Annotated in this window: 17 protein-coding genes (1 of these 17 cut by a window edge); 9 read left to right on the forward strand and 8 right to left on the reverse strand. The window is 37.4% G+C overall.

The window, feature by feature from the left end:
- Positions 1–466, forward strand: the 3' portion of a protein-coding gene (locus CLV96_RS05660) for a hypothetical protein (RefSeq protein ID WP_004787735.1). It extends 368 nt beyond the left edge of the window; 466 of the gene's 834 nt are visible here — the last part of the coding sequence; its start codon lies off the left edge, out of view; it ends in the stop codon at positions 464–466.
- A gap of 27 nt (positions 467–493) precedes the next feature.
- Positions 494–1,096 (forward strand): hypothetical protein, encoded by a 603-nt coding sequence (locus tag CLV96_RS05665; RefSeq protein ID WP_004785885.1) that lies wholly within the window; start codon positions 494–496, stop codon positions 1,094–1,096.
- Between the two features lie 120 nt (positions 1,097–1,216).
- Here CLV96_RS05665 and CLV96_RS05670 read toward each other — a convergent pair whose 3' ends face one another.
- From CLV96_RS05670 to CLV96_RS05680, 3 genes are all read right to left on the reverse strand, one after another.
- Positions 1,217–2,977 (reverse strand): methyl-accepting chemotaxis protein, encoded by a 1,761-nt coding sequence (locus CLV96_RS05670; protein WP_051012784.1) that lies wholly within the window; start codon positions 2,975–2,977, stop codon positions 1,217–1,219.
- Between the two features lie 307 nt (positions 2,978–3,284).
- Positions 3,285–5,066, reverse strand: coding sequence for a methyl-accepting chemotaxis protein (locus tag CLV96_RS05675; RefSeq protein WP_040917352.1), 1,782 nt, complete (start codon positions 5,064–5,066; stop codon positions 3,285–3,287).
- A gap of 137 nt (positions 5,067–5,203) precedes the next feature.
- A complete protein-coding gene (locus CLV96_RS05680; protein WP_004786532.1) occupies positions 5,204–6,400 on the reverse strand; it encodes a metallophosphoesterase in 1,197 nt (398 codons plus the stop codon).
- A gap of 70 nt (positions 6,401–6,470) precedes the next feature.
- Between CLV96_RS05680 and CLV96_RS05685 the strand changes: the two genes are divergently transcribed.
- Positions 6,471–8,000, forward strand: coding sequence for a malate:quinone oxidoreductase (locus tag CLV96_RS05685; protein WP_004786995.1), 1,530 nt, complete (start codon positions 6,471–6,473; stop codon positions 7,998–8,000).
- 31 nt (positions 8,001–8,031) lie between these two features.
- On the opposite strand, the gene CLV96_RS05690 is transcribed toward CLV96_RS05685, so the two are convergent.
- A complete protein-coding gene (locus tag CLV96_RS05690) occupies positions 8,032–9,285 on the reverse strand; it encodes an OmpA family protein (protein WP_004785061.1) in 1,254 nt (417 codons plus the stop codon).
- A gap of 102 nt (positions 9,286–9,387) precedes the next feature.
- On the opposite strand from CLV96_RS05690, the gene CLV96_RS05695 reads away from it, so the two are divergent.
- The 5 genes from CLV96_RS05695 to CLV96_RS05715 all read left to right on the forward strand — a co-directional run bounded on the left by CLV96_RS05695 (position 9,388) and on the right by CLV96_RS05715 (position 15,799).
- Positions 9,388–10,560 (forward strand): NAD(P)/FAD-dependent oxidoreductase, encoded by a 1,173-nt coding sequence (locus tag CLV96_RS05695; protein ID WP_004786186.1) that lies wholly within the window; start codon positions 9,388–9,390, stop codon positions 10,558–10,560.
- 4 nt (positions 10,561–10,564) lie between these two features.
- Entirely contained in the window at positions 10,565–11,503 is a 939-nt protein-coding gene (locus tag CLV96_RS05700) for a sigma-70 family RNA polymerase sigma factor (RefSeq protein WP_004786892.1), read from the forward strand.
- A gap of 177 nt (positions 11,504–11,680) precedes the next feature.
- Positions 11,681–13,969 carry an ATP-binding protein gene (locus CLV96_RS05705; RefSeq protein ID WP_004787584.1) on the forward strand — a complete coding sequence of 763 codons (2,289 nt, stop codon included), beginning with the start codon at positions 11,681–11,683 and terminating at the stop codon, positions 13,967–13,969.
- A 10-nt stretch (positions 13,970–13,979) separates the two neighbouring features.
- Positions 13,980–15,011, forward strand: a complete 1,032-nt coding sequence (locus tag CLV96_RS05710) for an MBL fold metallo-hydrolase (protein WP_004786636.1) — start codon at positions 13,980–13,982, stop codon at positions 15,009–15,011.
- A gap of 53 nt (positions 15,012–15,064) precedes the next feature.
- Positions 15,065–15,799 carry an SDR family NAD(P)-dependent oxidoreductase gene (locus CLV96_RS05715; protein WP_004784654.1) on the forward strand — a complete coding sequence of 245 codons (735 nt, stop codon included), beginning with the start codon at positions 15,065–15,067 and terminating at the stop codon, positions 15,797–15,799.
- A gap of 11 nt (positions 15,800–15,810) precedes the next feature.
- Here the strand turns inward: CLV96_RS05715 and CLV96_RS05720 are convergent, their stop codons facing one another.
- From CLV96_RS05720 to nirK, 4 genes are all read right to left on the reverse strand, one after another.
- Positions 15,811–16,866, reverse strand: coding sequence for a BPSS1187 family protein (locus CLV96_RS05720; RefSeq protein ID WP_004786114.1), 1,056 nt, complete (start codon positions 16,864–16,866; stop codon positions 15,811–15,813).
- A 165-nt stretch (positions 16,867–17,031) separates the two neighbouring features.
- Positions 17,032–17,649, reverse strand: coding sequence for an SCO family protein (locus CLV96_RS05725; RefSeq protein ID WP_004786263.1), 618 nt, complete (start codon positions 17,647–17,649; stop codon positions 17,032–17,034).
- A gap of 13 nt (positions 17,650–17,662) precedes the next feature.
- Entirely contained in the window at positions 17,663–18,415 is a 753-nt protein-coding gene (locus CLV96_RS05730; RefSeq protein ID WP_004787599.1) for a formylglycine-generating enzyme family protein, read from the reverse strand.
- 24 nt (positions 18,416–18,439) lie between these two features.
- Positions 18,440–19,840, reverse strand: coding sequence for a copper-containing nitrite reductase (gene nirK, locus CLV96_RS05735; RefSeq protein WP_004785058.1), 1,401 nt, complete (start codon positions 19,838–19,840; stop codon positions 18,440–18,442).
- A gap of 205 nt (positions 19,841–20,045) precedes the next feature.
- Between nirK and CLV96_RS05740 the strand changes: the two genes are divergently transcribed.
- Positions 20,046–21,809, forward strand: a complete 1,764-nt coding sequence (locus tag CLV96_RS05740; RefSeq protein ID WP_004786620.1) for a GAF domain-containing SpoIIE family protein phosphatase — start codon at positions 20,046–20,048, stop codon at positions 21,807–21,809.
- Positions 21,810–21,836 lie beyond the last annotated feature (27 nt).

Below are 21,836 nucleotides of genomic sequence, written 5' to 3' on the forward strand. Positions count from 1 at the left end.
AAAATCCTATACAGTCTCCACTACTGGTTTTGTTCATTGCCAAACCAGAATTGTCTTTGTAAACGGCGTCCCTACGACCCAAGAGCAGTGTAAAAATGTTTATATAGATTTGGATCCAGCAGATACAGCCAAAGTATTGAATATCAAAGCCAAACCAGGTGAAATTCAATATCTGGGATTGTTTAAAGGTGTATTAAAGGAAACAACATCAGATGACCAGTTTGCACTTCCAGCAACATTAGATGAGTTAGTTGGCCTATCGAACAAAAGAAAATTTGTTTTAGAAAAAGATAACGGATTCATTCTTAAATCAAATCTTGAATCACTCAAAGACAAATACTATTACCCAGATTTACGCAGACCAGGTTTTGATGAGTATGTATTTTTGGAAGGTGTGAGTAAGGCCAATCCAAACTCCTACTGGAAAGAAATTGCTGATAAAAAGTTAAGCAAATTTAAAAAATAAATTTTGCTCACTCAATTAGGAAAACAAATGATTAAACCTTTTTTAAAAAATCTAATATTCATTAGCTTTGGAATTTTAACAATCAACTGTTTGAGTTTTAGAAGTGGCGAATACGAAGGAACTCCCGTAGTTAAAAACTTTGATTCCAAAAAGAAAATAGCGGTGAAAGTGTATGCAGCATACCAAGTTACTGTGAATGGCGAGTCTGATTCTCTCCATGAATCTTTAACGCAAAAATGGCAAAATGAATCTGCTAAACTATTAAACGAAAGTGAAGATGTTTTCTCCACCAGAAGTCAGGTAGACGCAGATTACACTTTTGATATCAAAGTGACAGAAAACTTGGGATACTTTTCTGCAAAAGTTTCCCTTTGGCTTTCATTACCAACTCTTGGGATTATACCTTTTTACTCCGGATCTCATTTGACAATGAACTTAACAGTAAAGGATAAAAAGGGGAAGGTTCTTGCGGAAATGAGTAGGGAGGAAAACAAAACTGAAGTGGGCCAGATTTTACTCCTATTTGTAATGCCTTTCGCTGATCCAACGGTAAAAATTGAGAAACAAAGAAGGGAATTGTTGAGTTCTGTTTATGCAGAAATCAAAGAAAAAGGTTATTTAAAAAAGTAAAAATAAAAAAAAAGATTCTCATTCTGAGTGGATCTGAATGAGAATCTTTTTTTATTTAGGGCAATTGCTTTCTTTTTACAATCTGAAAAGAAAAGGTATATTAAAGTCTCAAAGAGTATTTCAAATTTTGAACTTCCGTATTTCCTCGTTTAAAGTCTTTGCAAGTTCACTTAATCGATTCGCAGCTTCTTTTACGGCAGATACTTCTGATAGCTGAGAATCCGAAGAAACAGAAACTTCTTTTGTATTTTCATTGATCATGTTAGTTAACTCAATCAATTGAACCGTGTTTGCGTTAAGCTCTTCGGTACTAGCCGAAATCTCTTCTGTTGTGGAGGAAACACCATGAATTTCATCATTTACTTTTTTAATGGCAGATATAATTGATTGAAAGGTATTTCCAACAACATTCACCATTTCCACTCCAACCCCCACATCTTGATTTCCTTTTTCCATCATCTGGATTGACTCAAGTGTGTTTTTTTGGATTTCATCAATGATCACAGAAATTTGTTTAGTGGCTCTTTCTGATCGTTCTGCTAATTTTCTAACTTCATCAGCAACCACAGCAAAACCCTTTCCTTCCTCTCCTGCCCGAGCCGCTTCGATTGCTGCATTGAGAGCCAGTAAGTTTGTTTGGCTAGCAATCTGATTGATCGTTTCAACGATTTGTCCAATTGCCTTAGAGTTTGCACCAAGAGTGTTGATACTGGAAGAAATTCCATTTACCGAAGAATTAATAATCTCCATCTGATGTATTGTTTTCTTAACAATATCCTGACCTTCCTCTACTTTTTCCAAAACTCCATTTGACAGTTCTGAAACCACATACGTCGCCTCCGCAATTTTCGCAATCGCAAGAGTATTTTCTTCGACTGCCGATTTGTTTTCAGAAAAAGCTTCCAATTGAGTATTTGAATTGCTTCGCACAGTAGTCATTGATTCTGAAATCGTAGCAGCTACATTAGCAGAACCTTTTGCACTTTCGATCAGCTGATCTGCAGATTTCAAAACTTCATTTGAGGATTGTGAAACCACCTGAATCATCGTTCGTAAACTATTTGTCATTTGATCAAAATCAGTCAGTAGTGATCCAATTTCATCTTTATATAGTTGATTCGATTTTGAAGTTAGATCCCCTTCTCTCGCTTTTCCGATGAGTGACTTCACATGGTTAATTTTTCTCGCAAAAATAGCTGCAAAAAAATAGGAAAAAACTAACGAAATGGCAGATGCAAATATAGCACCGAAGAGAAATAAGTAAGAAAGGGATTTAAGGCGCTCTTCGTAAAAAATGGCCTCTCTTCCGCCAGAACCAACAATCCAATCCCAAGGTTCATAATAGATCTGATAGGCAATCCAAGAATGAGTTGGTTCGTCCCCCTCTTGCCATAATTCATATACGATTCTCCCGGTTCTTTCCTTATTGGACCAAGTGTCGCGAACCGTATACTTTCCATCTACTTGGTAATCCCAAAGATTAACACCTTCAATGTTGAAAGGGTTCATTGTAAAAACACCATTCGGATGAGAAGCCCAAACTCTCATATCCAATTTGGCAGACATTTTTCCTTTGGACAAATCACGGACTCCATCAGAACCTTTAGGACCCAAAATATAGATCCTTGCCATTTCTTGGGCATCCACTAAACTTATTTTCCCAGCCTTAACATCTTCATTCAACAAATCGATAACAGCTACCGAATCTGTTGCCAGAGTTTTAAATAACTCTCCACCAAGATTTACGATTTGGTTTTTAGCAGACTGATAGACGAGATAAAAAACTGGGCCAAGTACTAAGTTGAGAACCAAAAAAATGAAGATCATCAACTGAGTACGAATACTAAGAGAATAGAGTTTATGGAGAGTTTGTTTTATCATACTTTAAAAGTTTTGTGTGATTTATGAGGAAACTAAACTTCCCATGAATGGAAAGTATTTTTTTAAGATCTCAATTTTTATTAGTTCACTGCAAAAATCTAAAAACTGTATTTTCTTAAATACCAATCAGAACTTTATACGTCCGACAATTTTTGTAAATAAAAGATTTACTAACATATCGCCTTCCTAAAACGAAGAGACATAGGATCTAATATTTGATCATTGTTCAACAGATAACAATCTCAAACTTTATAAAAACCGCCTTAATTTCTTAGGCAATCATCTAAAAAAAATCATAAAGAAGTTTTTAAAATCGAAACCGAGAAACAATCTTTTCCATGGAATCCGATACAGTCTGTAGACGATTTGCTTCTTCAGAAATTTCACCAAAGGTTGTAGAAATTTTTGAATGGTTTTCCCATAACTCTTGCAAATTCGTATTCGACTCTTCTGTATATCCTGTTTGTAGTTTCATTTCTTCGGTAATTTGTTCGGCATCCCGTTGGAATTGGGCCACAAGGTCCTTTAAAGACTTTACATTCTCAGAACTCGTTTCACTTGTCCGTCCAAACATCTGCACCACTTTCGAAATTTCTTCAAACTTTAACTTCACATCTTCGTTGGTAGAGATAATTTTCTTCATGGATTCCAAACTCTCTTTGGAAGCAACTTGCGATAACTTCACAACTTTTTTAATTTCCTCTATGTTCCTTGCTGTTTCATCGGCAAGCCGCGAAACTTCACCAGCAACAACTGCAAATCCCCTTCCCATTGAACCAGCACGCGCGGCTTCAATGGATGCATTTAAGGAAAGTAAATTCACTCGGTCAGAAATACCCTCAACAATGGAAATAGTTTCTTTAATATTTTCACTCATTTGATTCATGACTTCCACCTTTTCATAAGCAGATTGGATGGCATCCTTTGCCACTTGAATGGTTCCAATGGAATGAATTGTATTTTGTGCCAAACCATCCGCTTTTATGGAAAGATCGGTCATTTCATCTGTGACACGTGTGAGTTCACTCGCTAAATAGTTAGTTTTATCTTTTTGAGATAGAACTCGATCATACGTGGCTCGGGATAAATTTTGGATTTGGTTGACTGATTCAAAAGTCGAGTCCAGTTTATTTTTTTCAGCACTTACCTGAGAGTCGATCACACTGCCTTTATCTAAAATTAATCTGGAAGTGGAAAGGAGAGAAATAGCCTCTCCTTTTGCGGTTTGAAAATAATGACGTAAGGACTCCATGAATAAGTTTAACTTGGTAATCGTATGACTCAAGTTTGTGGCTGAAAGCTGTGGGATGGTTTCCGATAATTCCCCATTTGATAGTTTTTCTATCGAATGGTTTAAATTGCCAATATCTTCTTTAAGAGATTTACTACCTACATAAGCGGCATAGATGATAATCACTACCATCATCACAAAAACAATTGGCATTTGGTAAAACCAATAAGGAGAACGAAACTCAGTTAATAAAATCAAAAACAAATAATATCCGAAAGTTAACATTGGTAACAAAGCAACCGCAATCATAGTGAAAAGATTTCGTTGGAATACACCAAAAACTCGAATTTTCGTTTCATCCAAAAGAACGGAAGACAATTCCTTAACTTTAAGAACGGGGCTAAGATTCACTTCAGTTTGAAAATAAAACGCCAAATATATGATGGGAGATAACATCACACATGCATAAGGCAATGCCAAAATCTCTTTCCAAGGAAGATCCAATACAGTTGCAGCCATAAAAGAAAACCCAAAAATAGAAGTAACCCAGCGAATAAGGATGACTTTGCCTTCCCAATGCGGATGTTCCAAAAGACCTTTTTTCAAAACCTCTAACGTTTTCCCATCCGTCTGATTCGAATAAGCTAACAGTCGTTTCAACCTACGATACCGCAAAGAAATACCAATGACCAACGGAATAAGGGAAAGCAGAGAACCAAGAATGGCAAGTTGGATGAGAGTTGTTGCATCAAAACGTGAAGCGAACAAACAAAAGTTTATAAAATAAGGAAAAATCAGCAAGTAGAGAGGAGCTTCAATTGCAATTGTCAATTTTTTGATGAGTTGATTCTGGTTCATGCTCTGTGATCCACCATTTCGTTTGACAATCATTTCAGAAATCCCAAAGGACTTCACCTACTTTCGTATTTTTTTTAGCTAGGAACATCCAGTGACATTGGTTCAGGATTCCAATGGAGAGGCTAAAAAAGCCGAATTTATATGACTTCGAGTTTTAAAATGGAAATTTCAGAAGGGGCTCCCAATCGAAACGGAGGGCCCCAATATCCGGTTCCTCGACTAACATAAATTAAGGAGTTTTTATATTGATGTAAGCCTGAAACAAATTTCTGTGCAAAATAAATCAGAATATTACCCGGGAAAAATTGTCCTCCATGGGTGTGTCCAGATATTTGCAACTGAAAGCCAGCTTCGTTTGCTTCGTAAATACTATTGGGTTGGTGTGCTAATAAAATTTTATAGTCACAATTTTCACCACCAATCATTGCTCGTTTAGGATCTGTTTGGTGAGATTTAATCATTCTACCAGCGGTTAGATCCGTAACTCCTGCCATTAATAATTTTGCTTTTCCTACAGTAAGAATTTGATTTTGGTTGAGTAAGATTTTAACTCCTAAGTTTTGAATCTCAGGCAACCAAGAAAGAACACCAGAATAGTATTCATGGTTTCCCGTTACATAGAAAGTGCCGTATTTTGCCTGAATAGAGGCAAGTGGTTTCAGATGTTGTTTTAATGTGGAAGCAGGACCATCCACTAAATCGCCGGTAATCACAACTGCATCAGGGGATTCTTGGTTAATCCTTTTCACAACTCTTTGCAAAAATTTTTCTTTGATAGTGGGTCCAATATGAACATCCGAAATTTGGACAATCTTAAAACCGACCAAGTCAGGGTGTAAATCTTTAACAGGAACTGACACTCGTTTGTATTGCAATCGAACGTGTGCATTAAAAAATCCAAGAGAACTGAGAGCCGTTGCGGCAACAATGGTTGAAAAAGCCAAACTAAAGTTTTTGACTTCAGTAATTCCATCCAACGGAAATCCAAAATGAACTAAACTAGAAAACAAAACTTGTGAATATTGAGTGATAATTCCCAAATCCACCCAACGCAAAAAATCCATAAAAAGTACCAAAGTAAAGAGGATGGAAAAAAAACCAAAGTTGGTAAAGGTGATATAAGCAAAGATTGTTTGTGTTTTTTCCCGTTTGGAGATCCGACTAAAGGTATAGGTCAGTGGCACAAGCAAAACCAAAGCTCCAATTCCTAATAAAATCACGGAAACCACGGGTCCATTCAGTGAAAGTCCTGAGATCAATCGAAAGGTAGAATAATAATAGATAAATCCGAGTAGCGATGTGAGAACGGACAAAAATAGGAAGAATGCTTTCAATTGAGTCACCCTATTCTTTGGACATAAAAAAGATCATAAAAGTTGCCGATAATGAGAGAGAAGGTTGAGGATGAAAGAAAAAGATATAGTTAGAACGAAGTCGGATGTAATTTTAATTGGCGCCGGGATTATGAGTGCCACTCTCGGAGTTCTTTTAAAAGAGCTTGCACCTCACCTAACAATCACTGTTTTGGAACGATTAGATGCTGCAGCAAGGGAAAGTTCTAATGCTTGGAATAACGCCGGAACAGGACACTCTGCATTTTGTGAATTGAATTATACAATCGAAAATGAAGATGGTTCGATCCAAACAAAAAAAGCTCTCCAAATTGCAGAGTGGTTTGAAATTTCGAAAGAATTCTGGGGTTATTTATCTGGCACCAAACGAATTTTAGATGCAGATGAATTCATTCACTCCATTCCACATTACAGTTTTGTTTGGGGAGAGGAAAATGTATCTTTTCTTAAAAAACGCTACGAAGCATTAAAAAAATACGAACTCTTTAAGGATCTCATTTATACAGACGATACGGAAACTTTAACCGAATGGCTTCCTCTTGTTATGTCGGGTCGTGATCTTTCAGAACCACTTGCCGCTACCAAAATGGAATTAGGAACCGATGTCAACTTCGGCACCTTAACAAGAGCCATGTTTCGTTATTTAGAAAGTTTTCCAGATGTTCATGTAAATTATTTTGAAGATGTAAAAGATTTAGAACGAAGTAAAAATGGGTTATGGCACCTAACATCAAATAATATTCAAACCCATGAAAAAGAACACCATGAAGCCAAATTTGTATTTATTGGTGCCGGTGGCGGTAGCCTCCCACTCTTAGAAAAATCGGATATCCCTGAGGCTTCTGGCTTCGGTGGATTTCCTGTTAGTGGGCAATGGTTGCGTTGCCGCAATAGAGATGTCATCAAACAACATTTTGCAAAAGTGTATGGTAAAGCGAATGTAGGTTCTCCACCAATGTCCGTTCCCCATTTAGATACAAGAATCATAGAAGGAAAAAAAGAATTATTATTTGGGCCATTTGCTGGCTTTACGACAAAGTTTCTAAAAAAAGGGTCTTATTTGGATTTAGTTAAATCATTGGAGTTTGACAATATCTTTCCTATGTTATCTGCGGGGATGCACAACCTTCCATTGACTAAGTATCTTATCGGCCAAGCCATGCAGTCACATGAAGATCGTATCGATGCATTAAGAGAATACTTTCCTGAAGTAAAGTCAGAAGATTGGGAATTGGTGATAGCAGGACAAAGGGTACAGGTCATCAAAAAAGATGAAGAAGAAGGTGGGGTTTTGGAATTTGGAACAGAAGTAGTTTCAGCAAAAGACGGATCTCTTGCCGCATTACTCGGAGCGAGTCCCGGCGCATCCACTTCCGTTTCAATTATGTTAGAAGTCTTATCAGATTGTTTTCCGAAAGAAATGTCATCCGACGAGTGGAAATCAAAACTCAAGATAATGATTCCAAGTTATGGTGAATCCATGAAAGATAACTCGGAAGTTTGTTTGGTGAGCCGTAGAAAAACTGCAGAACTTTTGGAACTAAACCAAACAGAAAAAACCAATGTTGGTTTCAAAAGGTAACAACAAAAAGAAACGATTGGGATTCGGGTGATTATTTCACCTTCTTTCGAAGCTCAATGACAACCTTTTCTTTTGATTCAACGGTATAAAGAGAAGAACCCTGGGTGGAGTCTATGATCCGCCTCGGACTCACCCCCTTATCTCTTAAGATCCTTGAGATGGCTTGGGAACGCTCAAAACCTAGGTCGTAGTTTTCATAATTTCCTGGAACATCTTCCCGAAACGGACTGGTATAAGTAATCACGAGGACGTCATAGTCCTTATACTCATTTTCTAAACTGCGGGCAATGGCATCTAAACGAGCTCTCCCTTCTAAATGGATTCTGCTGGTGGGCAAATCAAATATCTCACTTGCAAGAAAAACAAATCTCTCCAATTTACTTTCCACTATCGGTTCTTTGGATTGAATCGGAATTTCAGAACCTACAAAATCAATGACAGAATTTGGTTTTGTCTCTAACGCTGGCTTCACATCACCTAACGTAGAAAAACTCACCCCTAAACCTATTTTGTAATATGTTTCTTCAAAATTCCCTTTGTTCCTATGGCCAGAACTGGGGGCACTATAATTCACAATATAAACATTAGAATGTTCTAATTCAGCATTCACAAAAAAATGACTGTCGAAATGATACCTCAAACCAACAGCACCAAATATGCGATTGGTTCCACCTCCAAACAATCGTTCATATCCTGCACCACCACCTACTCGGATATATGGATCCATTGGATCATTTGGTTGGAAGTGGAAAAAAAGATTCAAATCTCCGGAAGTAGAATGGAAGACGTCCCTTCTTTTTTGGACTGCTGTATCATAGATATCCCCCTGATTTAATCGAGTAAGGAGAGTTGAATAGTTAGAAGCAGATAATGCATAAATGATGATTTGTCTTTCGTCTACAGATCGAAAGTTAGAAGCGCGAATCACTTGGTCAGAAACAGATAAACCGATTCCAAAAAAACGAAACAATCCATATTCAAAACCCAATTCACCGAAATGACTAGAAAGTTCAGTTCTATGTTGATTCACCGCACTTAAAGTATAATAATTGATATAAGTGGAGAGGTTATCCGCATAAGGAGAGTTTAATGCTAGAAAATTGGGAAAATTTGTCTTTTCTACATTCTTTTCCATAGTTCCCGAATTTTCACCGATCCCAAAAGCGCCATTTCCATAGAAAATTAATTTCCCACGTTCAAACCCTTCTGCTGTTACCGACAAAACCGGGAAAAGAAAAACAATTCCAGAATAGGCAAGATAATGTATCCAATTCATTTTCTGCATGAGTGATCTTTTATTTTATCAGGCGTTAAATCAAGCCTAAATTTTTTACGAACTCTGTCACAAAATCGAAGGGGGAAATCGTCTTGGTATTGAGGTATAAAAATGAAACCAAAAATTATCATATTAGGAGCCGGTTATGCAGGAATTATGGCTGCAAATCGATTGGACAAACAATTGGATGAGGTCGAAATTAATTTAATCTCCGAATCTAACATGTTCCAAGAAAGAATTCGAAATCATGAAACTGCCATCCAAGACAAGAGAAAACAAATTCAAATCAAAGACCTGCTTAGAACAAGAGTTAGATTTTTACAGTCAAGAATCACCAATATCTTACCAAAAGAAAAATCTGTTTTACTCGAAGGTTTATCAGAACCACTCTCCTATGATTATCTTATTCTTTGTCTAGGTAGCACCGGAATCCATGGAAAATCCAATCTTGAAAATTCCATTCAATCGAAGGAAGCTGTTTCCAAGTTTTTGAAAGATTCAAAACAAAGAGAAATACAAAATCTATGTATCATTGGAGGGGGACTGACTGGAATCGAAATGGCCACCGAATGGAAGCACTACCACCCCAACTCTTCCGTAACAATCGTTGATCGAAACGAATGGGGAACTTCCTTTTCCTCAAAAGCAAAGGATTATTTACAATCCTATTTGTCCAGGAACCAAATCCAAATCTTAGATAAAGTGAGGATAGATACGATTCTGGAAAATGAAATCATCTTTCAAAACAAAACCAAACTTTCGTTCGATGCCCTTCTAAACTGCAGTGGATTTCAATGTTCATCCCTTCCCAAACAAGCAGGTTTCCCAACAAACGAAAGAAACCAAGTGTATGTAGATCCATTCCTGAGATCCATCGGACATCCTGAAGTTTTTGTTGCTGGTGATTTAGCTTATTTAGAGAATTCTTATTTAAGAATGGGTTGTGTGACAGCTTTACCGATGGGGGCATATATTGCGGATCACCTCGCAAACCTCATTCGAGGAAAAAACATTTCCCCTTTTTCATTTCAGTTTTTTGGAAGATGCATATCTTTGGGTAGAAATGAAGGACTCATTCAGTTTACTTACAACGATGATAAACCGAAAGAAAAAATCATCAAAGGGAAATGGGGAGCTCGTATCAAAGAAATGGTAAACCGTTTTACAATCTTTTCATTAAAGATGGAAAAAATCCTCCCTTTCCGATTCTATTTTTGGCCTAAAGGAAATCCAATTAAGATGGAAAAAAAATTACAGAAGAACCCAATCCCTATCGGAGTTTGATTCCATGAATGAAATCGAATTATTTTTAAAATGGAAACATTATCTTTTTTCAATCGCATACCGAATTACAGGAAGTTATGCGGATGCAGAAGACATTGTACAGGAGAGTTATCTTAGATGGCTCTCCGCCAAAAAAGAAAATATTCAAAATGAAAAATCCTATTTGGGAAGTATTGCGGCAAGACTTGCTTTTGATCTTTTAAAAAAAGCTTCCAGAAAAAAAGAATCCTACATTGGACCTTTTTTACCAGAACCAATTCCGGAAACTGTGGAATCAATGGATGATGAAAGAATCAACTTTGCATTTCTTGTCATTCTCGAAACACTAAATCCAACAGAAAGGGCAGTATTCATATTACGAGAGTTATTCGACTTTTCTTATGAAGAAATCGGAGAAATTATAGGAAAAACTCCTGATAATAGTAGGCAAATCTTTAGCCGTGCGCGTTTGGCGATCCAATCGAGAAAAAAGAAATTTGAACCGGATCTAAAACTACATTCGAAACTTTTACTTGAATTTAGTTTTGCCTGTTACCACCAAGACACTCAATCTCTAACCAAACTTTTATGTGAAGATGTCATTGCCTATTCCGATGGAGGTGGCAAAGTTCATGCTGCAAGAATCCCAATTCCAGGAATCCAAAGAGTTGTTACATTATTAAAAAAGACGACAGAGAAAAAAGCAAAATCAACAGAATTCTATTTTGGGTATGCCAACGGTTCACCAGCACTTGTTGGATATTCGGACGATGTTCCAAGTTTTGTTCAAATTTTTACAATCCAAAACAAACAAATCGACACCATCTTTAATTTAGTAAATCCTGATAAACTAAAAGGATTTCAAAACAAAGAAAATCTAATTAAACTGGGGTATCTACGGAAAGTAAGTTGGATTGTATGGGTCCTTTTCCACATAAGGCGGTGGTTCCTCTCTAGTTATTAATGCAGTTTTTTTTGTTTTCTTTCGTCCAATAAGTTGAAGGCAATGAAGATCACAAAACAAATCTTCCTGTTGGTATTTTTGACCACATCATTTAGCAAATGCGGTTTTGGTCAAAATGTCGATATACCAGTTGCTAAAAATGCCGTCTTAGATCTAAGACAATGGAACTTCGAAACCATGGGGAATGTCCCTCTCAATGGTGAGTGGAAGATTCATTGGAAAGATTGGAATCCTAATGAAAATCTTCCTCAATACGAGTTGACGACCGTACCGGGGCACTGGACAAATCTTTCGGGCGAAAAATACCCAACCGGATTTGCTTCACTGAGTTTAAAGATCCTTGTTGCCGATCATACAAAAAATCTTTATCTTCAAAATGGAGTCACTCGGAATGCTTTCGAGATTGCCGTGGACGGGGAAACCATTTATCAATCTGGAATCATCGGAGAAAATTTCGCAAAGGAAGTTCCTCACTTAAATATTCAAACAGTTTCTCTACCCCACTCCCAAAACAACCAAATCAATTTAGTCATAAGGATCTCTTGTTTTCATTATCATATCTGTGGAATTGCAACACCTTATCAACTTGGATCAAATTCCGGAATCAATCGATCTTTTTTGGAAGCCATTAGTCGAGACGTCTTTGTTTTGGCGTCCTTATTTACATTAGCTTTTTTCCATTTGATTTTATATCTTTTTTGGCGAGATGAAAAAACTCATGTTTTTTTCGCTGCTGTTTGTTTTATCGCTGCAATACGATTATTCACCACTGGTGAAACTCGTTTCATCTATAACTACCTTCCGCTTGGTTTTTATGAAACGATTGTAAAATTCAATGGAATTAGTTTTGTTTTACTCTACCTTTCATTTGTTTTGTATGTAAGGGAAATTTATAACGCAAAAGAATATCGTTTTGTGTATCGGGCAAATTTCTTGGTTGCCTCTTTACTATTCTTTGCTTTGCCACTTGATATTTTAACATTTTCGAAATTCCTAGGCATCCATCTTATTCTTTCTTTATTTACTTTATTTGGAATTTTATATCCCATCATAGACGGTGTGGTTTTAAAAAAACCGGGTAGCCGTTTTTTCCTTTTTTCTGTAATCGCAACGATGGCATTGTTCTCTCTCGATATACTTACCGAGTTTGCAAAAAAAGGAACCGCCTATCTGGCGCAATACGGATTTTTAGTGTTTGGTTTGTCCCAAGCACTATTTATTGCTGATAGGATGATTGAGAATTTCAAAAATAAGGAAAGACTAAAACAAGAAAAAGAAAATGCAGAAGCGAAAGTAAATTTCAAAACCTCATTTTTATCAACAATGAGTCACGAAATCAGAACTCCCATGAATGGAATTTTAGGTATGACTCAAATTTTGCAACAAACTGATCTCACAGAAGAACAAAAAGAATATTTAAATCTAATTCAATTCAGTGGAGACAATTTGTTGTTACTTGTGAACGATATTTTAGATTTAACAAAATTAGAGTCAGGGCAATTTGAGTTGCACCTAGAGCCGGTTGCTTTACCAAAATTTCTAAATGACTGTATCAATCTTTTCAAATCCCAATCTGATCCAAATCGTCTCCTCATCTCATTAGAACTTGTTAACCCTCCGCCAAATTTCCTGATTACTGACCAAAGGCGATTTACTCAAATTCTTTCCAATCTTTTGAGCAACGCTGTTAAGTTTACGGAGAAAGGCACCATCACTGTTTCTGTGGAATCAATCCCATTGTTAGAAGACAAAGTACGATTGTCGATCTCAGTGAAAGATACGGGAATAGGAATTCCAGAAGATCGAATGGAAATTTTATTCCAACCGTTTTCCCAAATCCATTCCCATCTTACTGAAAAAACAATTGGTACTGGGCTTGGACTTGCCATCACAAAAAAATTAATTGAAGAGTTGGGTGGGTCGATTTCCGTTCAAAGTGTTTACGGACGGGGTTCCAACTTTTCTTTCCAATTTGATTCACAAATTCCTCCCGACTCCTTTCGTCCCGATGTTTCGGCAAACCAAGGAGAGTTTTCAACAAAAACCAATTGGGATTCCAAACTTGCAAATAAATATCCCGTAAAAGTTTTAATCGCAGATGATGACCCAATCAACCAAAAAGTTTCGGATCTTTTTTTGAAAAAACTTGGGTTTACCGCCTTACAAGCTGATAACGGAGAAAAAACTTTGGATATGGTACGCTCTGAACAACCGGACCTGGTATTTATGGACATCCAAATGCCTGATATGGACGGAATCACTGTCACCAAGTGCATTCGCCAATCCAAAACTATATCCAAACAACCAGTCATCATCGCTCTTACCGCCAACGTTCTAGAAGAAGAAAAACAACGATGTCTTTCCGCTGGAATGGATGATTTTATGACAAAACCACTTCTTTTGCACGATCTCGATTTTATGATAAGAAAATGGGCAAAAAAGAATTTGGCAACGTCCAATCATTAGGGATTAAATTTTGGCAACAACTCTCGGTAAACTACCACATGGTGATATTCTCAAACGGATCTCTCAGTCTGAACATTTTCAATCTGGAAGTTTTCAAAACATAGAACATACGGAAATGTTAGCACCTAACAGTTCCTATTGGAAAATGGCAATCAAATATTGGCAAAAACCAAATTCCATTCGCCCGTCCTCTCCCATCCCCTCTACCAAAATCAATTTAAAGGAACTAGACGCAAATAAAGCGCAATACATTTGGTTCGGACATTCTTCTTACCTCCTACTTGCAGAAGGAAAAAAAATATTAGTGGATCCTGTTTTCTCAGGTTATGCATCTCCAGTGCCTTTTGCAGTTCAATCGTTTGAAGGAACTGATATCTATCTTCCGGAAGATATGCCAGATTTAGACATTCTTATCATCACTCATGATCATTATGACCATCTTGATTATGAAACAATGTTAAAAATTCATCCGAGGACCAAAAAAATCATCGTTCCGTTAGGTGTCTCTGCTCATTTATTGTCTTGGGGAGTACCTCTTACAAAAATCATTGAATTGGATTGGTTTGAAACAAAGGAAATTGATTCCACGATCACTGTTACAGCCACTCCAACACGACATTTCTCTGGACGAAGTGTACTCAGAAACAAAAGTCTTTGGTGTTCTTATGTTTTGAAACTTGGAGAGTATAAGGTTTTTATTGGTGGAGATTCAGGATACGGATCTGTGTTTGAATCCATTGGTAAAAAATACGGACCATTTGATTTAGCATTTTTAGAATGTGGTCAATATGGTGACGACTGGCCTTCCATACATATGCGCCCTGAAGAAACGGCTCTGGCCGCAGCGAATATTGGTGCTAAGTCTTTTGTACCAGTGCATTGGGGGAAATTTATTTTATCACTCCATCCTTGGAATGATCCTATCAAACGAGTCCTCGCTGCTTCCCAAAACATAAAACTTAATTTGCAAGTTCCGAAAATTGGCGAAAGTTTTGAATTCACTGGATCTGGAAGTGTAGATGGTTGGTGGAATTTTCAATGACAAAAAATCTCGCCACCGAATATAGTCAGATCCATTTGGGTTCGGTTTAAAAAATGAAAAATGCACTCGTTGTTGGAGCTACATCCGACATTGGAATTTATATTGCAGAATCTCTTGCAAAAAAAGGATATTCTCTTTCTTTATCAGGAAGAAATAAACAAAAGTTAGCTGATACTCAATTTAAAATTAAGTCTGAACTTTTGGTTCCTGTGGAAATTTTTGAATGGGATGTTACCGATTTTCATTTTCATCAAAAATTTTATGATGCACTTTCCCAAAAACCCGATATTGTTTTTTTCGTAGTCGGATACTACGAAGATCAAACCAAAGCAAGAGAAGATCAAAATGAACTTCTTAGAACCATTCAGACAAACTACTCTGCTGTTGTTTCTCTAATAAACATCATTTCTTTGGATATGGAAAAAAGAAGAGAGGGTATCATTGTTGCCATTAGTTCTGTTGCTGGGGACCGTGGTAGACAAATGAACTATATATATGGAAGTGCAAAGGCAGGGCTTACCACCTACCTATCTGGACTTAGGACTCTTTTGTTTCCAAAGGGAGTCCATATAACAACCGTCCAACTAGGACCAGTTTATACTAAAATGTCAGAGGGTCATAACTTAATCCCTTGGCTCACCTTACAACCTAAAGATGCCGCAGAACTCATAGTCCAGGCAGGATTAAATAAAAAAAATTTAGTTTACATTCGTTGGCCGTGGAGGTGGATCATGATGGCAATTCGAATGATACCAGAATGGATCTTCAAACGCCTTCCTCCTTTTTAATATGAAAACAATTACGGGTAACTGACGTAGTTCCAAATAGACTGGAATCCATTGATCATAGGGCAACTGTGTAATGCCGCTGCCCCCATTCCGTTACAGGCACTTGTCACCAAACGATGGCTATTTCCGAATGGAGAGCCAACATTTGTATTTGTCAGAGTCCCTGTCATAGAAAATTGACTTGACCAAGCATCTGTTACTTGATTTGTGTCTCCACTAAAATTAGCAACAGTATCATTTTCATGAATGAGCCCATAATAAGATGCCGCTGGTGTGTTTTGGGTTGCTCCCATCCAACTGGGCAAAGTAGCAAATTGCAAACTATAATCGGAAACTCCGCTGTAAATAGAGACTCTTCCAAGGGTTCGAATTTTTCCATGAAAGGCAGCATGTCCACTACCTTGCGAATGTCCCCCGACATAAACTAAGGACCAGTTGACAACATTGCCCGAAAGAAATTGGTCCCAACCTTCGCCTGGTCTCGTTTGGACTAAATATTGGATGAGGCTAAGTAACCTACCTTCTATTGAATTGGCTACATCTACAGAGACATAGGGAGAAACATCTGCGCCTGTAATCACTTCTCTTCGTAAGTTCTCAAAACATCCAACATCATTTCTTGCAGCACCTTGATTACAAAGGCTATTCACCGCTTCTCCATTGGGGTAACTCAGTCCAATGATATGATATCCGCGAGAAGCACCTTGTTGTAGGATGGCACCGATTTCACAAGGTGTCGAACCCGTTCCAGGATAAAAAACAGAAAGAACGTTTTTTCGACTAACACCCGATTGTGGAGGATAAACGTGATGGGGCTGGTGATATGAAGTGATTGCAGAAGAAGTTAGGGAAGGTTGGATTTGTAGTCTTGTCAGCGCTCCAACAGAACCACTTGAAGGAAATGTATTTTGACCCACACAAGACCTCGCATACAACCCAAGCCCGAGCAAAGTGACCAGATCTTCTTCTGTGTCTTCGGATTTTTTTTTGCAGGAAATGACAAAAGTAAAAAGAATTAGAAAAAGGAAATAACTACGAACAAAACGAAACAAATCAAAAGAAAACAACGGCAACTACCTTAAATTAAATTAGATTCTTAGGTAGTAATAAAACCAAGCGAATGAAATGCAAATCAATTCTGAAATTTAGTCCCTTTCCTCGTAACAAAGAAATCGCCTAAAGAAGCAACAATATGCACAAAGTTTGAAGGGACCAAAATGAATAAAAAAGGTTTATTTTAATTTTTGATATTGGGAAATCAATACATCCGTATTCGAACCAATTCCTTCAATTCGAGAAACAACAAAACCTTCTTTAGAAACCAAACTATAAACTGCCGAATGATTAAACTCTCCATTCGAAATCTTTTTATAATTGATACCAAGAACAACGGATAACATTCGAATGTCGGATTCCGTCCCAGTAAGTAGAGTCCAGTTATCATTTAGGTTCATTTTCTTTTTGTAGCTGCTCAGAACATCAGGATTATCTTTTTCCGAATCAAAACTAACAAGAACTATACGAGGCTCCTGTCCGATGGATAACTTTATTTTTTTAGCTAATTGTTCCATATCAGCAACAAGTCTAGGGCAAACCGACTGACAACTCGCATAAAACATACTAATGATAAAAAGAGAACCTCGGTAATGGTTAAATCCTATCATTTGATTGGATTCTGTTGTCCACTTGGAACCTAAATCAAACAAACTGCCTTGAGCAGCATCGTTTGCAGCTAAAACATGATCCTCTCCATGGTGATGGTGGTTGTTTGAATTATGGTCGTCGCAGCCAAAACCGACAACCACACAAATTAAGAAAATGAATATTTTATAAGTTGATTGAAATTTCATAATGGATTGTCCTTTATTTTAAAATATCTGATGCACATCTAAATCCTAAATATTTGGCAGTATACCATCCTTTTAATCCAGCTCGATATCCATAACGCATATAAGACGCATAGTTAGAAAAATCATTTGCCTTTAATGAACCACCACCACAAAAAAGGTTATTTTCTAAATCGGTATCTTGTCTTGAATCTCCAGTCACAGAAGTATTGTTAAAATCGAAAACCCACTCCCAAATCATTCCATGTTGGTCATACACACCCAAACCATTTTTATATTTTCCAACTGATGGAAGAAATTCAGGTTTTTGTTCTCCATACCAATTAAGAATTACTGATTCGACTGCTTTTTTATTTTTTCCAGTGGGAGGAACATTTGCTGCAAATTCCCATTCTGATTCAGTAGGCAATCGTTTCCCCTTCCACTGGCAATAAGCATTGGCACTAAACCAAGAAACATAAGTTACGGGAGAATTCAAATCGTGGCTTTTTGGAACTTTTTCTTTCCAATCTCCCAAATACCCCTCATCCGCAAACAAACTGGAGACTTTCCCTTTTTTCCAACTAGGATTGGCTTCGATAAATTCAAAATATTCTTTTTTTGTAACAGGATATTCATCCAAATAAAAAGATTTTATAATTACCGAGCCACCTAACACAGATTCATTCTCTTTTAAGAATGGTTTCCAACTTCCTCTTGGTATTTTTACCATCTCAGCAGAAAGAGAAATATTAAGAACCAAGACATAAAAAACAAAAAAAAGCTTCATTGTGTGACTATGCAATTTGTAAACTTATTTTACCTCTGCTTCAGAAACCATAATTCCTTTGTTTCCCCATTGGTTGTATACATAACTAAGGACACTCGCAATTTCTTCATTTGAAAGTTCCAAATGAGGCATGACATTATTATATTTTTGTCCATTGACTGTAATTGGACCACTAAGCCCCTTTTTTAAAATTTGGATCGCACGAGCTTTATCCGCATTCAAATAATCGGACTTTGCAAGGGGTGGGAACACACCAACAACACCTTGTCCTTCTTTCATATGACAAGCTGCACAAACTGATTTATACACTCTTTCCCCATTGGCCAAAATTTCTTTTGGAGTTTTCGCAGAGACTTTGGGTTTTACCTCGGTTACCATTCTTTGGATGGCTGGTCCTTCGGGAAGGTAAACAGTATCATCCTGTTTTCCAGAATAAACAGTTGCATTCGGCTCACCTTCAACTTTTAGCATCCCAAGCGAACCTTTGTTAAACGTTCTAAAGATAGAATGATCCACTAGAATCAAAGTACCTGGTACCTCAACTTTAAAATCTACAATGGCAGAACCACCGGCTGGTATGAGAGTGGTTTGTACATTTTTTTGATTAGGAAGGATTCCACCTTCTGTATAAACATTGTCAAAAATTTCGCCAATCACATGAAATGAAGACACTAAATTCGGGCCACCGTTCCCAACAAACAATCGCACTGTTTCCCCCACTTTTGCAGTAATGGCTCGATCTTCGACCAAGGAGCCTACAGAACCGTTAAAAACAACGTAGTCAGGAATTTCGGTAATCGCCTTTTCCATGCTAAAGGGTTGAAGCCCAGGTTCCCCATTTTTACCTTTGGTATAAAACTCACTCTGCACAACATAGTATTCTTTGTCTACTTTAGGAAGATCATCTTTGGGTTGAACAAAAATCAAACCGTACATTCCGTTCGCAATATGCATTCCCACCGGAGAAGTAGCACAATGATAAATGTAAAGACCGGGATTTAAAGCTTTAAATGAAAATTTTGAAGCATGACCAGGAATTGTTAAAGAAGCAGCGGCTCCTCCTCCTTGTCCTGTTACAGCATGCAAATCAATGTTATGTGGCATTTTACTTGACGGATGGTTTTTCAAGTGAAACTCTACTTCATCTCCTTCTCGGACTCGAATCATTGGCCCAGGTACTGATCCACCAAAAGTCCAAAACGTATATTCGACTCCATCAGCAAGCCTACCCACTACTTCCACAGTTTCCATATTGACGATGACTTTGGCTTCGTTCGTACGATCAATATGAGGTGGTACTTCAGGGGCATAGGTGAGTTTGGCTTCTTCTGTTTTTTGCCCTGAACAAACAGACAAGGAACTTGTCATAACCAAAAAGAGAAGATAAATCCCAAACCGATTGGGTTTCTGTAGTTTTGTATGCATTTCCGTATCCTCTGGTCTCATTCTAAATTATGTCAACGCAAACCTCATTGACACAAATCAATGGATCTGAGTGCAAACGTTACAAAATGCACAAAAATGGAGAATCGAGAAGTATTTTTTCTCTGTTTTCTGATTTTAAGGCAAAACTAAGTTGAAATTCTAAATCGACGGATTCGAAACTAAGAGAAAAATGGGTACCGTGTCCATGTCGTTAGACCCTCAAACTAGCCTTAGTAAGTTTCGTAGCCTACTCCATATTTCTTCCATTCTGAATGCAAACCTAGATTTGCACCAGCTCCTACCACTCATTATGTTATATTCTAAAGATCTACTGGAAGCAGAAGCAAGTTCGCTTTTTCTTTTGGAAGATGAAGAATTTTTGTATTGTGAAGTGGCATTAGGAGAAAAGGGAGAAATCATCCAACAATATGCTCGTTTGGAGTTAGGCGAAGGGATTGTAGGAATGGTAGCAAGAGAAAAAAAACCAATCGCTTTAGAAGATGCCTACAAAGACCCAAGATTCAATGCGAGTATGGACAAACGCACTGGATTCAAAACAAAATCACTTATCTGTGTCCCTCTTTTTGTAGAAGAAAGATTGATTGGAACTTTGGAAGTCATCAACAAAACAAATAACAGAATCTTTGATTCCTCCGATTTGGAATATTTAATTTCTCTTTCTGAAGTTGCAGCCACTGCCATCCAAAATGCTAATACCAAAGACAGTTTGGACAAACGCATTCTCGAATTATCTTTATTATATGAATTTGAAAGATTATCTGTTTCCGAAAAAAGTTTGAACGAACTAGGTAAATGGATACTGAATCGAGTTTTGGAATACTTGGGTGCTTCTTCAGGAACCATCTATTTAGCAAATGCAGACAAACAAGAATTAAGTATTCTTTCTGCAAAAGGAATTCCAGAAGATGCTTACGACCAAATCAAAGTTCCTTATGGGACCGGGGTTTCAGGATGGGTAGCAGAAAAAAGAGAAAGCCTTCTCATTCACAACTTGGATTTAGATCCGAGATATAACAAACTCGCACCATATAAATTTGAATCCAAATCTCTCATCTCTGCGCCGTTAATATTCCAGGAGGAACTCCTTGGTGTCATTAGCATCAATAACAAAGTATCTGGATATGCGTTTCAACATTCGGACTTAGACTTACTAACAAATATTGCTGCAAGACTCAGTAGTACAATTAAAAATGCTCAACTATTCCATCAAATTGTAGATACAGGAAAGGAGTTGAATCGGGCAAAAAACATAATGAAAAAAATTATGCCGTCGATTCTTCCCAAGTCAAATGGACTTTCTTACGGGGTGGCACACATTCCTCTAGAACAAGTTGGTGGCGACTTTTATGACGTAACCGAATTAGAAGATTCCAAATTTTCAATATTAATTGCGGACATTTCTGGACATGGGCTTTCGGCTGCTGTTCTTGCCGCAATGGCCCATATGGTATTAAAGAATTTTGAACCAGATATAAAACAAAGCCCTTCATTATTTCTTACAACCTTGAACCATATGTTATACGGTAAGTTAGCCGGGAATTTTCTCACTGCCTTCTATGGAATTATTGATCTCAAAAACAATACCCTACTTTGTGCTAACGCAGGTCACCACGCCCCATTTTTATTGGACAAAAAGGATTCACCCTTAATCCAACTTGATGTGAAAGGAAAAATTTTAGGGCTCATCTCCGATCTATTTTACGAAGAAAAGACCTTTCCTTTTACACCCGGGAATCGCCTTGTTATGTATACCGATGGGATAACTGAACATATGTCAAAAGACCATAACAAACGTTATGACGAAGATTTATTCCAAAAGGCAATTTTAAAATCAAAGACACTTGATTCCCAAAACTCCGCAGACGATCTCATTCGAGCTGCTAGAGAGTATGTGGGAACAAATGACTTTGCGGACGATGTCACCGTTTTGTTAGTCGATCGAATTTAACGAATCAAGTGACAACTTCCAATGAGA

It is taken from the genome of Leptospira meyeri (genome assembly GCF_004368965.1).
Lineage (GTDB): Bacteria > Spirochaetota > Leptospiria > Leptospirales > Leptospiraceae > Leptospira_A > Leptospira_A meyeri.